Annotated in this window: 14 protein-coding genes; 12 read left to right on the forward strand and 2 right to left on the reverse strand. The window is 61.4% G+C overall.

Annotated features, from left to right (window positions below; genetic code table 11):
* Positions 1-8: 8 nt before the first annotated feature.
* Positions 9-593, reverse strand: a complete 585-nt coding sequence (locus tag FHX10_RS09035; protein ID WP_025554449.1) for a DUF1349 domain-containing protein — start codon at positions 591-593, stop codon at positions 9-11.
* Positions 594-822: 229 nt separating this feature from the next.
* Between FHX10_RS09035 and FHX10_RS09040 the strand changes: the two genes are divergently transcribed.
* From FHX10_RS09040 to FHX10_RS09075, 8 genes are all read left to right on the forward strand, one after another.
* On the forward strand, positions 823-2,349 hold the full coding sequence (locus tag FHX10_RS09040; RefSeq protein ID WP_025554447.1) for an ABC transporter substrate-binding protein: 1,527 nt from the start codon (positions 823-825) through the stop codon (positions 2,347-2,349).
* A gap of 83 nt (positions 2,350-2,432) precedes the next feature.
* Entirely contained in the window at positions 2,433-3,374 is a 942-nt protein-coding gene (locus tag FHX10_RS09045; protein ID WP_025554445.1) for an ABC transporter permease, read from the forward strand.
* A complete protein-coding gene (locus FHX10_RS09050) occupies positions 3,374-4,246 on the forward strand; it encodes an ABC transporter permease (protein WP_184389257.1) in 873 nt (290 codons plus the stop codon). The genes FHX10_RS09045 and FHX10_RS09050 overlap by 1 nt, the downstream gene beginning before the upstream one ends.
* Before the next feature lie 49 nt (positions 4,247-4,295).
* On the forward strand, positions 4,296-4,808 hold the full coding sequence (locus tag FHX10_RS09055) for a RidA family protein (RefSeq protein WP_029723068.1): 513 nt from the start codon (positions 4,296-4,298) through the stop codon (positions 4,806-4,808).
* Positions 4,809-4,878: 70 nt separating this feature from the next.
* Complete coding sequence (locus tag FHX10_RS09060; RefSeq protein WP_025554439.1) at positions 4,879-6,075, forward strand: aminotransferase class V-fold PLP-dependent enzyme; 1,197 nt, start codon at positions 4,879-4,881, stop codon at positions 6,073-6,075.
* A 17-nt stretch (positions 6,076-6,092) separates the two neighbouring features.
* Positions 6,093-7,928, forward strand: coding sequence for an ABC transporter ATP-binding protein (locus tag FHX10_RS09065; RefSeq protein ID WP_184389260.1), 1,836 nt, complete (start codon positions 6,093-6,095; stop codon positions 7,926-7,928).
* 124 nt (positions 7,929-8,052) lie between these two features.
* Entirely contained in the window at positions 8,053-8,871 is an 819-nt protein-coding gene (locus FHX10_RS09070; RefSeq protein WP_025554437.1) for a bifunctional allantoicase/(S)-ureidoglycine aminohydrolase, read from the forward strand.
* Positions 8,872-8,890: 19 nt separating this feature from the next.
* Positions 8,891-9,424: a GNAT family N-acetyltransferase gene (locus FHX10_RS09075; RefSeq protein WP_025554435.1), complete on the forward strand. Its 534-nt coding sequence runs from the start codon at positions 8,891-8,893 to the stop codon at positions 9,422-9,424.
* Positions 9,425-9,526: 102 nt separating this feature from the next.
* Here the strand turns inward: FHX10_RS09075 and FHX10_RS09080 are convergent, their stop codons facing one another.
* Complete coding sequence (locus FHX10_RS09080) at positions 9,527-10,444, reverse strand: LysR family transcriptional regulator (RefSeq protein WP_049809800.1); 918 nt, start codon at positions 10,442-10,444, stop codon at positions 9,527-9,529.
* Between the two features lie 125 nt (positions 10,445-10,569).
* Here FHX10_RS09080 and FHX10_RS09085 point away from each other — a divergent pair, with 125 nt between their 5' ends.
* The 4 genes from FHX10_RS09085 to speB all read left to right on the forward strand — a co-directional run bounded on the left by FHX10_RS09085 (position 10,570) and on the right by speB (position 13,800).
* Positions 10,570-11,358, forward strand: coding sequence for a transporter substrate-binding domain-containing protein (locus FHX10_RS09085; protein WP_047613024.1), 789 nt, complete (start codon positions 10,570-10,572; stop codon positions 11,356-11,358).
* Positions 11,359-11,429: 71 nt separating this feature from the next.
* A complete protein-coding gene (locus FHX10_RS09090; RefSeq protein WP_047613026.1) occupies positions 11,430-12,140 on the forward strand; it encodes an ABC transporter permease in 711 nt (236 codons plus the stop codon).
* A gap of 3 nt (positions 12,141-12,143) precedes the next feature.
* Positions 12,144-12,833: an ABC transporter permease gene (locus FHX10_RS09095; RefSeq protein WP_047613028.1), complete on the forward strand. Its 690-nt coding sequence runs from the start codon at positions 12,144-12,146 to the stop codon at positions 12,831-12,833.
* Position 12,834: 1 nt separating this feature from the next.
* Positions 12,835-13,800: an agmatinase gene (speB, locus tag FHX10_RS09100; protein ID WP_097594824.1), complete on the forward strand. Its 966-nt coding sequence runs from the start codon at positions 12,835-12,837 to the stop codon at positions 13,798-13,800.

Below are 13,800 nucleotides of genomic sequence, written 5' to 3' on the forward strand. Positions count from 1 at the left end.
GTTGCCTCCTAGCTCAAATCATGCAGCCCCGTCGTAATCGCCGCCCCAATCGAAAACTCCGAAAACCGCACCCTCAACCCGCTGCGCTCCGGCGTGCAGGCGGTCGGTCCGACCTCGTAGTGCATGGCTGCCGGAAAGGGCGCTAACCGCAGCAGCGGCCAGAAGCTGCCATCACGTGAAGCCTGGATGCGCATCGCGCCGTTTTTGACGGTCACGCGGATGCGGAAATCCTCCAATTCCTTGAAGGGCTGCGCCACCGACCAGTCGGATTTGCCGTCGGTGACGACGGTGCTGAGGAAGGCTTCGCCGTCGGTGAATTCGACGCCGGTTTTCACCCAGCGTTTTTCATCGATGCGCACCATCAGGCCGGCCTGGTCGTAGAGGGTGCGGAATTCGCCCTGGACGCGGATTTGTGCGGTGAAGCCGTCGGCCCTCGGAAAGGCGAGGAAATGGCCGCTGTCGCGGATGAAACCGTAATGGGTCTCTCGCCAGAAATCGGTTTTCTCATCGGTCGTCAGGGTGAGGGCGGCTTCGTCTGCCCGCCAGTTGGCCGGCTCGTTCAGCCATTTTCCGGCGTTGAAATCGATGCTCATCCTGTTCTCCCGTTCCGTTGAAGCCTTGCCGCAGGGCGATCGCCTTACCTTGGCATAATGCCCGGCCGTCGTGCAGAGGGCGCGCCGCAGCCGAAGATGGTGTTTTTCCGGCGTCGTGCTACCCGCGAGGGCATAATCCGTCGCGCGTGCTTGACAGGATCGATGCATCTCTTATTCTCTTACAAAAATATGAATTACATAATTGTGGAACTAAATCGGGAGATCTCGCATGAAAACACTGGTCGCATTCCTGCTCGGCACTGCGCTCGTCGCCCTGCCTTCGACGCTCCTTGCTCAGGAAAAGGGCGGCGTCATCAACGTCGCGACGATCGGCGAGCCGCCGACGCTCGATCCGATGTCGTCGACGGCCGATCTGGTCGGCATCGTCACGCAGCATATTTTCGAAACGCTCTATACGTTCGACAAGAGCTGGAACGTCACGCCGCTGCTGGCCGAAAGCCTGCCCGAGATCAGCGCCGACGGCAAAACCTATACGATCAAGCTCAGGACCGGCATCAAGTTCCACGACAATAGCGACATGACCTCGGACGATGTCGTCGCCTCGCTTGGCCGCTGGATGAAGATCGCCTCGCGCGGCAAGCAGGTGGCCGGTTTCATCGACAAGATCACCGCCGTCGATCCGGCGACGGTCACGATCACGCTGAAGCAGCCCTATGCGCCGCTGACCTCGCTGCTCGCCTTCAACAATTCGGCCGCGATCATCATCCCCGCCGAAAAGCAGGACGAACCGATGAAGGAATTCATCGGCACCGGTCCCTATATGCTGAAGGAGCGCAAGGCCGACCAGTATATCCAGCTCGTCCGCTTCGACGGTTACAAGTCCCGCGAAGGCGACAGCAATGGTTACGGCGGCGCCCGCCATCAATATCTCGATGAGATCCGCTTCGTGCCGGTGCCGGATCCGAACACCCGCGTCGAGGCCGCCGTTTCCGGCCAGTATGATTATGTCGACTCGATCCCTGTCGAATCCTACGACAAGCTGAAGGCCTCCACCGCCTCGCAGCCGATCATCCTGAAGCCCTTCGGTTATCCCGTCTTCGTCTTCAACACGGCCGAGGGCATCAACAAGAACGTCGAAGTGCGCAAGGCCATCCGCCAGGCGCTCAGCATGGAAGACATGCTGGCCGCGGCTTTCGGCAGCACGGATTTCTACGCGCTCGACGGCGCCATCTATCCGAAGACCTTTGCCTGGTCGACGGATGCCGGCGTCGAGGGCGCCTATAACGTCGCCGATCCGGAAGGGGCGGCGGCTGCCGCCAAGAAGGCCGGCTACAATGGCGAACCGATCCGCATCCTGACCAGCCGCCAGTACGAGTTCCACTACAAGATGGCGCAGGTCGCCGCCGAATATCTGAAGCTTGCCGGCTTCACCGTCGATATGCAGGTGGTGGACTGGGCGACGCTGACGCAGCGCCGCGCCGATCCGAAGCTCTGGGATATCTACATCACCCATAGCCCCTTCCTGCCGGAGCCGGCCCTCATCGGCTCGCTCTCGACCAGCTCGCCCGGCTGGTGGGATACGCCGGCCCGCAAGGCCGCCGTCGATGCCTTCACCTCGGAAGTCGATCCGAAGAAGCGCGTGGCGCTCTGGGCCGATGTCCAGAAAGCCGTCTATGCCGACGCACCCTTCATGAAGATCGGCGACTTCAACGCCGTCTCGGCCGAGTCGACCAAGCTCGAAGGCGTCGATCCGGCGCCGTGGCCGTATTTCTGGAATGCTTCGATCAAGAAGTAAACATCGCCACCGGTACCGGCCTTCCGCGGCCGGTACCGATCGTCTTTTCTGCCGCATCCGCAAAGGCTTAAGGCCAGGCATTCATGATACGCTACATCCTCCAGCGCCTGTTCGGCATGATCGTCGTGATGTTTCTCGTCGTCACGATCGTCTTCGTCATCGTGCGCGTGACGCCGGGAGATCCGGCCGCCGTCATGCTCGGGCCGGATGCAACGCCGCAGGATATTGCCGACCTCCGATCCCGGCTCGGCCTCGATCAATCGCTCGGCCTGCAATATGTCTATTATATCGGCCAGCTGCTGAAGGGCGATCTCGGCCAGTCGATCTTCCTCAACATGCCTGTCACCTCGGCCCTGCTCGACCGCGCCGAGCCGACCTTCTTCCTGACGCTGTTCTCGCTTGCCATCGCCAGCGTCATCGCCCTTCCGATCGGCATCTATGCCGCCTATCGTCGCGGCTCCTTCGTCGACCAGGCGGCAACGACACTCGCCATGTTTGCCGCCAGCATTCCAAGCTTCTGGCTCGGCCTCATCCTGATGCAGTTTTTCGCCGTCCGGCTCAACCTCTTCCCGGTTTCAGGTTATGGCGGTCCCGGCTCGACCTTCTTCGACCGCATGTATCATCTGACGCTGCCGGCCTTCGCGCTCGGCATTGTCTCCTCGGCGCTGATCCTGCGCTTCACCCGCGCCTCGATGCTCGATGTGCTCGGCGACGATTATATCCGCACGGCGCGCGCCAAGGGGCTGATCGAGCGTCGGGTGATCCTCAAGCACGCGCTGAAAAATGCGCTGATCCCGATCCTGACGGTGATCGGCCTGACGGCGGCGGTGCTGATTTCGGGCGCCGTCGTCACCGAGACCGTGTTCGGCCTGCCGGGTGTCGGCAATCTCGTCGTCTCGGCGGTGCTGCGCCGCGATTATCCGGTCATCCAGGGCGCGCTGCTCGTCATCGCCGCGCTCTACGTGCTGATCAATTTTGCGATCGACATGCTCTATCTGCTGATCGATCCGAGGGTGCGCTACTGATGGCCGATATCGCAATCAAATCAGCCGTCGCGGGCGAGCGCAGCAAATTCCTCCGGCGCCTGCTGAAACGCAAGACGGTCGCCTGCGGCCTCTTGATCCTGACGATCTTCGTGCTTCTGGCGGTCTTCGCACCTGTCGTCGCGCCCTATTCGCCGTCGAAGCTTTCCATCGTCAACCGGCTGAAGCCGCCGAGCGGCATGTTCTTCTTCGGCACGGACGAGTTCGGCCGCGATGTCTTTTCGCGCACGATCTTCGCCGGCCGCCTGTCGCTGCTCGTCGGTGTTGCGGTCGTGACGCTCTCGGCCGTGATCGGCGTGACGCTCGGGCTACTGGCCGGTTTCTTCCAGAAGCTCGACACACCGATCGCCCGGCTGATCGACGCGATGATGGCGTTTCCGGATATTCTGCTGGCGATCGCGCTCGTCGCAGCCCTCGGTCCCTCTCTGACAACCGTGATCATCGCGCTGTCGATCGTCTATGCGCCGCGCCTTGCCCGCATCGTCCGCGCGTCGACGCTGGTTATTCGCGAACTGCCCTATGTCGAGGCGGCGAGGGCGCTTGGCATTTCGACCTTCCATATCATGACGCGGCATGTGCTGCGCAATCTGCTGTCGCCGATCCTCGTGCAGGCCACATTCCTCTTCGCCAGCGCCATGCTTGCCGAAGCCGGCCTGTCTTTCCTCGGCCTCGGCGTCAGCCCTGAGATCCCGACCTGGGGAACGATGATCGCCGCCGGCCGGCAATATATCGGCCAGGCCGATTGGATGACGCTGTTTCCCGGCATCGCCATCATCCTCTCGGTGCTGTCGCTGCAGATGGTTGGCGATGGCCTGAGGGACATGCTCGATCCAAGACTTCGCAAGGATCTCTAATCCGCCGACCGTGGGTCGGCCTATTCCAATTCGCCAAATCGAAAATTGCATGACAGGAGTTTGCGTGAATCAGTTTCCCACCGCCGCCGGCAAGGTCGAGAACTCGCCTTACGAGCGGCTTGCCGCCCTCGGCATAACGCTTCCGCCGCCACCGCCGCCGATCGCCAATTTCGTCACGCATGTGCTCGAAGGTAATATGCTTTATCTCTCCGGTCAGGGACCGCGCGAGGCTGACGGTTTCCTGCATGCCGGCAAGGTCGGCGGCGGCATCAGTGTCGACGAGGCCTATGGCCATGCGCGGCTGACCGGCATCAATCTGCTTGCCGTCATGCAGGAGGCGCTGGGTGATCTCTCCCGTGTCAAGCGGGTGGTCAAACTGCTCGGCATGGTCAATGCCGTGCCCGAGTTCGAGGATCATCCGAGCGTCATCAACGGCTGCTCGGATCTGTTGATCGCAGTCTTCGGGCCGGCCGGCGAACATGCCCGCTCGGCCGTCGGCTTCGGCTCGCTGCCCGGCAACATCACCGTCGAGATCGAGGCGATCGTCGCCTTGCACGGCTGACGAGAACTTTCATATTTGGAGTAGCGTCCCATCTTATCCCGCTACCCGCCCCAGAATTCTGGAGAACTTCATGTCCACTGATATGAGACCATCAATCGGTCTTCGCCCTGTCATCAACGTATCCGGCACGATGACGAGCCTCGGCGCCTCGATCGTCGTGCCGGAAGCGATCGAGGCGATGGCATCGATCCTGCCGCACTTCGTCGAGATCAACGACCTGCAGCGCAAGGCAAGCGGCGTCATCGCCCGGCTGACCGGCGGCGAGGCGGGCTTCGTCACCGCTTCCTGCTCGGCCGGCATTTCGCTGGCTGTTGCCGGGGCAATCACCGGCAACAATCTGCTGGCGATCGAGAGGCTGCCGGATGTCGTACCGGAGAAGAACGAAGTGCTGGTGCAGATGGGCCATGTGGTCAGCTATGGCGCACCCGTCGACCAGGCGATCCGGCTGGCCGGCGGCAAGGTCGTGCTTGTCGGCCAGGCGACCTCGACACATCGTTTCCACATGGAAAACGCCATCACCGACAAGACCGCAGCCGCCGTCTACGTCGTCTCGCACCATGTCGTCGATTACGGACTTTTGAACCTGAAGGAATTCGTCGAGATCGCCCATGCCAAGGGCGTGCCCGTCATCGTCGATGCGGCTTCGGAATATGATCTGAAGATTTTCCTGAAGCAGGGCGCCGATATCGCCCTTTACTCCGGCCACAAATTCCTCGGCGGTCCGACTACGGGCATCGTTGCCGGCAAGAAGGAGCTGGTGCGTCATGCCTTCCTGCAGAACATGGGCATCGGCCGCGGCATGAAGGTCGGCAAGGAGAGCATTTTCGGCGTCATGGCGGCACTCGAAGCCTGGGAGAACCGCGACCATGCCGGCATCCGGGAGCGCGAAACCAGCTATCTCAACCTGTGGAAGCGCACGCTCGACGGCCGCCCTGGCCTCACCACGCTGATCGAACCCGACCCGACCAACAATCCGCTCGATCGGCTGCGCCTGATCATCGATCCCGAGCAGGCGCATATCACTGCCTGGGATCTGGCCGATGCGCTTGCCAAGGGCAGCCCGCCGATCATCGTGCGCGATCACGAAGTGGAGCACCGCTATTTCTACCTCGATCCGTGCAATCTGCATCCGGGCGAGGAGAAGATCGTCGCCGAGCGCCTGGCGCAGGAACTCGACAAGGCGCGCGCCTCCAACGAGATCATCGCAACGCCGATCGAAAACCGCAGCAAGCACCGCTTCGACGGGCTGCTGCGCTGGCCGGATTGAACCGTAGAGGAGCAGACATGGCCAACGTCCAAGCGCAACCGATCCAGACGACGACCGACGTTCTTGCCGTCGACAGGCTGACGACGTCCTTTCTGGTGGATGGCGTCTGGAAACCGGTCGTGCGCGACGTCTCCTTCACCGTGGCGCCGGGTGAGACGGTGGCGATCGTCGGCGAATCCGGCTCGGGCAAGAGCGTCACCTCGCTCTCGATCATGCGGCTGCTGCAGGCGGAGACGAGCCGCGTCGAGGGCCGGGTCATGCTCGGCGGACGTGACCTGCTGGCATTGCCGGAAAATGCCATGCGGCAGGTGCGCGGCAATGAGGTGGCGATGATCTTCCAGGAGCCGATGACATCGCTCAATCCGCTTTTCACCATCGGCGATCAGATTTCCGAGGCGCTGCTCTGCCATTCCGATATGAGCAAGGCGGACGCCAAAGCCGAGACCATCCGGCTGCTGGAAAAGGTCCGCATTCCCTCGGCCGCCTCGCGCTTCGGCGAATATCCGCATCGTTTCTCCGGCGGCATGCGCCAGCGGGTGATGATCGCCATGGCGCTCGCCAGCCGGCCGAAACTGTTGATCGCCGACGAGCCGACGACGGCGCTCGACGTGACGATCCAGGGCCAGATCCTCGATCTCATCAAGATGCTGCAGGACGAGGAGGGGACCTCGGTTCTGTTCATCACCCATGACATGGGCGTCGTCGCCGAAATCGCCGACAGGACGGTGGTGATGTATCGCGGCGAGCAAGTCGAAAGCGGCGCCACCGCCGATATCTTCCACCGCGGCAAACACCCCTATACCCGGGCGCTGCTATCCGCCGTGCCGGTGCTTGGCTCGATGCAAGGCAGGCAAAGGCCCCTGCGCTTTCCGGTGGTCAACACGGCAACGGGAGAATCGGACGTTCCCGCCGAGGCCGCCGATACCGTCGCTGCAATGCCGGTCCTTGAGGTGAAGAACCTCACCAAGCGCTTCGACATTCATACCGGCCTGTTCGGCCAGTTGACCAGCCGGGTGCACGCGGTCGAAAACGTCTCCTTCGATCTTCATGCCGGCGAGACGCTGTCGCTCGTCGGCGAATCCGGCTGCGGCAAATCGACGACCGGCCGCGCCATCATGCGTCTCATCGAACCGCAGGCCGGTTCCGTTCTCGTCGAGGGCAGGGAGGTGCTCGGCCTCGACAAAAAGGATCTGCGCGAGATGCGCAAATCCGTGCAGATGATCTTCCAGGATCCCTTTGCCAGCCTCAATCCGCGCATGACAGTCGGTGCTGCGATCGCCGAACCCTACCTCGAACATAAGATGGGCAATGCGAAACAGGCAAAGGACGTCGTCGCTGATCTGCTGATGAAGGTCGGTCTGTCGGCGGATATGGCCGCGCGTTATCCGCATGAGTTTTCCGGCGGCCAACGCCAGCGCATCTGCATCGCCCGCGCGCTCGCCTTGCGGCCGAAGGTCATCGTCGCCGACGAAAGCGTCTCGGCGCTCGACGTCTCGATCAAGGCGCAGGTCATCAACCTGATGCTCGATTTGCAGCAGAGCCTGAACCTCGCCTTCCTGTTCATCTCGCACGACATGGCGGTCGTCGAACGCGTCAGCCACCGGGTGGCGGTGATGTATCTCGGCGAGATCGTCGAGATCGGCCCACGGGCCGCGGTCTTTGAAAATCCGCAGCATCCATATACGAAAAAGCTCATTGCGGCGGTGCCCGTGCCCGATCCCGACCGCCGCCATGAAAAGCGGATGGTGGCGAATGACGAGATCAAGAGCCCGATGCGCCCGGTCGACTATCAGCCGGCGAACGCCTCCTATCGCGAGGTCGGACCGGGACATCTGGTGATGGCCGATCGGTAGGTTATAGCACCCGCGCTTTTCGAGCCCCGAGCTCGGAGGGCGCCGCTCGACCCATTGGGAGTTGCCTAACGCGGCAACGGCGCATAAAGCAGATGCACAATCAAAAGCCGCGAAGCCTGGACCGATGAACAGAGATTATTATTCCAAACTCGGCGGACTGCCGCCGCAAACCGAGCTGCTTTCCAGCAAGGCCGTCTTCACCACAGCCTATGCAGTCATTCCGCGCAGCGTCATGACCGACATCGTCACCAGCGTCCTTCCCCATTGGACGGGGACGCGGGCATGGGTTCTCTCCCGGCCGCTCTCCGGCTTCTCCGAGACCTTTTCGCAATATGTGATGGAGGTCCAGCCGGGCGGCGGAAGCGATCGGCCGGAGCCCGACAAGCGGGCCGAAGCGGTTCTGTTCGTCGTCGAGGGCGACATCACGGTGGAACTCGACGGCGTCAGCCATGCACTTCGCAGCGGCTCGTTCGCCTATCTTCCGGCAGGTTCAGTCTGGCGCCTGAAAAACGACGGTTCGACCGCGGCAAAATTCCACTGGATTCGAAAGGCCTTTCAGGCGGTCGACGGGCTGGAACCGCCGCCGGCGATCTTCACGCATGAGGACGAGCACGCCATCTCGGCAATGCCCGACACCGATGGCCGCTGGGGGACGACCCGGTTCATCGATCCGGCCGATGTCCGCTACGACATGCACGTGAATATCGTGACGTTGGAGCCGGGTGCCGTGATCCCCTTCATGGAAACCCATGTCATGGAGCATGGTCTCTATGTGCTGGAAGGCAAGGCGGTCTATCGCTTGAACCAGGATTGGGTCGAGGTCGAGGCCGGCGACTTCATGTGGTTGCGCTCCTTCTGCCCGCAGGCATGTTACGCCGGTGGGCCCGGCCGGTTCCGCTACCTGCTCTACAAGGACGTCAACCGTCATATGACGCTCTGGTAGGAGCTGTCGCGGAGGGACGATGAGGCTCGAAAGCGAACGACTGATCTTGAGACCCTGGCGGCAGGAGGATCGCAAACCCTTTGCTGCGATCAACGCCGAACCCGACGTCGTCCGATATCTCAATCCTCTGACAGATGAACAGTCGGATGCGATGCTCGACCGCATCGACCGTCACTTCGAGGATCATGGCTGGGGGTTCTGGGCGCTGGAGGAGAAGGCAGGCGGCGCATTGATCGGCCTCTGCGGCCTCAACAATGTTTCGCCGGCTTTGCCGTTTGCCCCGGCAGTCGAAATCGGCTGGCGGCTTTCAGCGTCGCGGCACGGCGCCGGATACGCGCGCGAGGCCGCGGAACGGTCTCTGGATTTTGCCTTCAACGATCTGAAACTTGACCGCATCGTCAGCTTCACGGTGCCCGCAAACAGCAGTTCCTGGGGTTTGATGAGGCGATTGGGAATGAACCGGATCGGTGACTTCGATCATCCCAATTTGGCCGAAGGGCATCCGTTGCGCCCTCACGTGCTCTACGAACTGCGATCACCAAACGGTATTTGAAAGCGGATATCAGGGCTCGTGCCGGCACGACGGCGCGGCAACCATGGAGCACGATAATTCATGATCAATTCATGGCTGTAACGATATATTGCAAAGCATAGCTCAGAGTCCGAAATCGATCTTCGAAAGCTCCTTCAGGAACAACGTCTCGGGCACCGAGAGCCCGATTTGCGGATTGGTGACGACATAGGCCGATGCGCAGGGCTCGTCCCGATAGGGCGGCAGGCGCCACAACTTTCCCTGGTCGACATACGGTTCGGCGAGATGCAGCGGCAGGAAGCCTATTCCGAGGCCGCATTCGATCATCCGCCGTATCTCGCTGACATAGCTCGACTGACCCCGTACCCGTTGACCGATCGAGGCGCTGGCGCGGTAGGCGGTGACATCGCCCATGTGCGTGCCGCCGAGCACATCTGCGGTGAAGCCGATAAATGGTTCGGCACGCAGTTGTGCGACGGTCAGGTCCCTGCGGCCAGCCAGCCGGTGGATTGCGCCGCAAAACAGGCCGAACCTCTCTCGCATCAACTCGCGGGAAGCCAGGAAATCCGGAATCACCCCGTCCGAGATACCGAAGGTACAATGGCCGAGTTCTACGGCACGGATGATGGCCGCCGTGGTGCTCACTGTGATTTCCAGATCCACGCCTGGATACCGTGCGAAGAAAGACGTCAGCGCACGATCCAAGGTCTCGTTCACCACTTGGTCGATCATGGCGATCTTCAACCTGCCGGACAACGCCGCCGGCGCCGCTTCGAAACCGACCGGCAAGCGGGAAATCGTAGCGAAAATCGATCGGACCTGTTCGAGCAGCATTTCGCCCGCGGGCGTTGGTATCAGGCCGGTACGACTGCGTTCCAGAAGCTTAGTGCCGGCCGTTTCCTCAAGCCGCTTGATCCCCTGGCTGATCGCCGGCTGGGTGCGGTGCATCACGTCGGCGGCCCGCGTCATGCTCCGTTCCTGCGCCACGATCATGAAAGTGTGCAGCAGGTTCCAGTCAAGTTGCCGGACGAAGTCGACCATCTGGCATGTCTCCATAAGCGAAATTTATTTCTAGAAGAAGAAATAAGAATTTTCAATATTCACCATCTTCCGGAATCCTGAACCGCCCTCGGAGCAAAGCCCGCACCCATCAACAGGAGACCGCCATGCGATATCTTAGAATCCTCGCCCTGATTGCCGCTGCCGCCGCGACCAATGCGGCGGCGGAAGACGGTGTCGTCCGAATGGGAACTGAGGGCTATTACCCACCGTTCGAGTATTTTGACAGCGCCGGCAATCTGAACGGCTTCGATATCGACATCGGCAACGCGCTGTGCGAGGCGATGAAGGTGAAGTGCGAATGGGTGTCCACCGATTGGGATGGGATCATCCCGGCGCTGAATGCCAAGAAATTCGACGCCATCCTCTCCTCGATGGCGATCACCACTGAACGCGCGAAGGTAATCAGTTTCACTGCTCCCTACTATTTCAACCCCGACCGCTTCGTCGCCTCCAAGGATTCGGGACTGAAGAACGCGCTGCCAGCCGATTTGAAAGGGCTGGTGGTCGGCACCCAATCAGGCACGACCGAGGTCGCGATCCTCAAGCAATATTTCCCCGAAGCAGAGGTGAAGCTTTATCCCAAGCTCGATGACGCTCTGCTCGACCTCGACAATCAAAGGCTTGATCTGGTCCTGGCCAGCCAGTTCGTGCTGGCGGATTGGCTCGCCAAGGACAGCGGCGCCTGCTGTGATTTCGTCGGAGAGGCCTTCGGCGATGACGGCATGAAGGGCACCGGGATTGCCGTCCGCAAGGACGATGAGGCGCTGCTGAAGCGGCTGAACGACGCGCTGGCCGAGATCCAGGCCAACGGCACCTATGGCAAGATTCGCGCGCGCTACTTCAAATTCGACATCATGACACAACCGAAGCTCGCCGGCGAAATCTTCAGGTAGTCCGCAACCAGGTTGGACGCCACACAGTCAGCGTCCAGCCAGCCCGCCAAGCAATCGGAAGATAATTCGCGATGGAGTTCATCTCACTGCTGTTATTCAGCGACGAGGGCTGGGGAGACGAGTTGCTGCGAGGCCTGAGTGTAACACTCGCACTCGCCTTCGCCACCGCTCCGCTGGCCCTGGTCCTATCCTTCCTGCTGGCTTGGGGCAAAAACGCCCGCAGCCCGATAGCCCGCTGGTTGGCGTTCGCCAGCACGACAGTCTTTCGCAGTCTGCCCGAGCTGTTGACCCTCGTCATCATCTACTACCAGCTCCAAGTGCTCATTGACTGGGTGGTGCATCTCGCTTTCCCGAACGCCAGCATTTCACTCAATGCCTTTGCGGCTGGCGTGGTGGCGCTGACGCTCGTTTTCAGCGCACTCGGCAGCGAAGTCGTCCGTGCCGCCTATCAGGCGGTCGGCAGGGGACAGGCAGAGGCGGCGGCATCGCTGGGCCTGCACCGGAGACAGGCCTTCTTCCTGGTCGTCCTCCCCCAGATGTGGCGGCATTGCATTCCCGCTTTCGGCAATCTGTGGCTGATCCTTCTGAAGGATACGTCGCTGGTTTCGATCATAGCGGTGAACGACCTCGTCCGTTACACCAATATGGCGATCTCGACGACCAAGAAGCCGTTCTTCTTCTATACCGTGCTCGCCCTGATCTACGTCGCGCTTGCTTTGCTCTCGGGCATCGGTCAGGCGCTGTTGGAACGACGCACGGCTCCTCGCGGTAGGGGGCGTTAGAAGATGCTGACGCTTCTCACCGACAATCTCGCCCTATGGGCGCAAGGGCTTCAGAATACGGTTACGCTTACATTGCTGAGCGCGCTCATGGGCTTCAGCTTGGCGCTGCCACTCGCACTGGCCCGGCTCAGTCGCAACCGGACAATCTCCGGCATGGCCTATGGATATATCTACCTCATGCGCGGCACGCCGCTGCTGGTTCAGGTTTTTCTGATCTATTATGGCCTTGGCTCCTTCAGCCGCGAACTGCGGGATATTGGCCTTTGGTGGTTCTTTCGCGATGCGTTCTATTGCGGCCTCCTCGCCTTCGCGCTCAATTCCGCGGCCTATCAGGCGGAAATTTTGCGCGGCGGTATCCAGGCCGTGCCGCGAGGGACGATCGAGGCAGGGCGGGTGCTCGGCCTTTCGACCGTGCAGATTTTCCGCAAGATCGTGCTGCCGATCGCCACGGCACGGATGCTGCCGACCATCGGCAATGAACTGGTGCTGCTGCTCAAGGCCTCGGCCATCGTCAGCGTGATCACCGTGCCCGATATCATGGGCCAGGCGCGATCCCTTTACGCCCAGAGCTTCGACCTCACCGTCTTCTACGTGGCGGCGCTTAACTATCTGGCCGTCGTCCTCCTGATCGAAGCGCTCTGGCGCCGCCTCGAGGGTCGCAACCGATGGCTACATTTCGCAGGAACAGTTTGAAATGAAAATACAATCCAATCAGAGCATCTTCGGCCATGAAGGTGTGTTCCAGACCGCGCCCGGTCCGGACGGGACCTATGTGGAAATGCCTTATTCCGGCATCCGCACCTTCCTTCGGCGCCGTCCCAGCCTGGATTTCACCGGCGTCGATCTTGTCGTCTATGGCATTCCCTTCGATCTGGCGACCTCCGGCCGCTCGGGTGCACGCTTCGGCCCGTCCGCGCTACGCGAAGCCTCGACCCAGTTGGCCTGGGGCGAGGTCTGGCCCTGGGGTTTCGACCCCTTCGACCGGCTCTCGGTGGTGGACGCTGGCGACGTGCCGTTCCGGCGCGGGCAGCCACAAAAGATGCTGGAAAACGCGGTGGAATTCGCCCGCCGGATCGTCGAGGAGGGGGCCGGAACGGTCATGCTGGGCGGCGATCACAGCACCACTTTCACCGCCTTGAAGGCCCATGCCGAGCGGCACGGGAAGCTCGCCTATGTCCAGTTCGACGCCCACCGTGACACGCAGGCGAGCAAGGAATTCGACCATGGCACATTCGTGCATCATGCAATGTGCGATGGATTGATCGACCCCGCTCACGCAATCCAAATCGGTATCCGCACCCATTACGACCATACCGACTCGATCACCGTGCTCTACCGTGACTGGCTGCACGAACATGGTTGGCAGGGTGCCCTTGCTCGCCTGCGCGAAGTGGTGGGTGACAGGCCCACCTATCTGAGCATCGACATCGACTGCCTCGATCCTGCCTTTGCTCCCGGCACAGGCACCCCGGTCGTCGACGGACTGGCGCCGCACGAGATCCTTTCGATCCTGCGCCGGACGACGGATGTCAATTTCGTCGGCATGGACCTCGTCGAGGTGGCGCCACCCTATGATCCGACCGGCGTGACAGCGCTCCTGGGCGCCTCGCTGATCCTGGAATATATCTGCGCCCGCGCGGCAGGCCGGCAAGGAGTATAA

Source organism: Rhizobium sp. BK591 (genome assembly GCF_014195045.1).
GTDB lineage: Bacteria > Pseudomonadota > Alphaproteobacteria > Rhizobiales > Rhizobiaceae > Rhizobium > Rhizobium anhuiense.

What these genes read in the sequence shown, in the direction of transcription:
- FHX10_RS09055 (WP_029723068.1), top strand. Translation starts at nt 4,296, where the DNA reads ATGACAGGAGTTTGCGTGAATCAGTTTCCCACCGCCGCCGGCAAGGTC.
- FHX10_RS09045 (WP_025554445.1), top strand. Translation starts at nt 2,433, where the DNA reads ATGATACGCTACATCCTCCAGCGCCTGTTCGGCATGATCGTCGTGATG.
- speB (WP_097594824.1), top strand. Translation starts at nt 12,835, where the DNA reads ATGAAAATACAATCCAATCAGAGCATCTTCGGCCATGAAGGTGTGTTC.
- FHX10_RS09075 (WP_025554435.1), top strand. Translation starts at nt 8,891, where the DNA reads ATGAGGCTCGAAAGCGAACGACTGATCTTGAGACCCTGGCGGCAGGAG.
- FHX10_RS09095 (WP_047613028.1), top strand. Translation starts at nt 12,144, where the DNA reads ATGCTGACGCTTCTCACCGACAATCTCGCCCTATGGGCGCAAGGGCTT.
- FHX10_RS09060 (WP_025554439.1), top strand. Translation starts at nt 4,879, where the DNA reads ATGTCCACTGATATGAGACCATCAATCGGTCTTCGCCCTGTCATCAAC.
- FHX10_RS09085 (WP_047613024.1), top strand. Translation starts at nt 10,570, where the DNA reads ATGCGATATCTTAGAATCCTCGCCCTGATTGCCGCTGCCGCCGCGACC.
- FHX10_RS09090 (WP_047613026.1), top strand. Translation starts at nt 11,430, where the DNA reads ATGGAGTTCATCTCACTGCTGTTATTCAGCGACGAGGGCTGGGGAGAC.
- FHX10_RS09080 (WP_049809800.1), bottom strand. Translation starts at nt 10,444, where the DNA reads ATGGTCGACTTCGTCCGGCAACTTGACTGGAACCTGCTGCACACTTTC.
- FHX10_RS09065 (WP_184389260.1), top strand. Translation starts at nt 6,093, where the DNA reads ATGGCCAACGTCCAAGCGCAACCGATCCAGACGACGACCGACGTTCTT.
- FHX10_RS09040 (WP_025554447.1), top strand. Translation starts at nt 823, where the DNA reads ATGAAAACACTGGTCGCATTCCTGCTCGGCACTGCGCTCGTCGCCCTG.
- FHX10_RS09035 (WP_025554449.1), bottom strand. Translation starts at nt 593, where the DNA reads ATGAGCATCGATTTCAACGCCGGAAAATGGCTGAACGAGCCGGCCAAC.
- FHX10_RS09070 (WP_025554437.1), top strand. Translation starts at nt 8,053, where the DNA reads ATGAACAGAGATTATTATTCCAAACTCGGCGGACTGCCGCCGCAAACC.
- FHX10_RS09050 (WP_184389257.1), top strand. Translation starts at nt 3,374, where the DNA reads ATGGCCGATATCGCAATCAAATCAGCCGTCGCGGGCGAGCGCAGCAAA.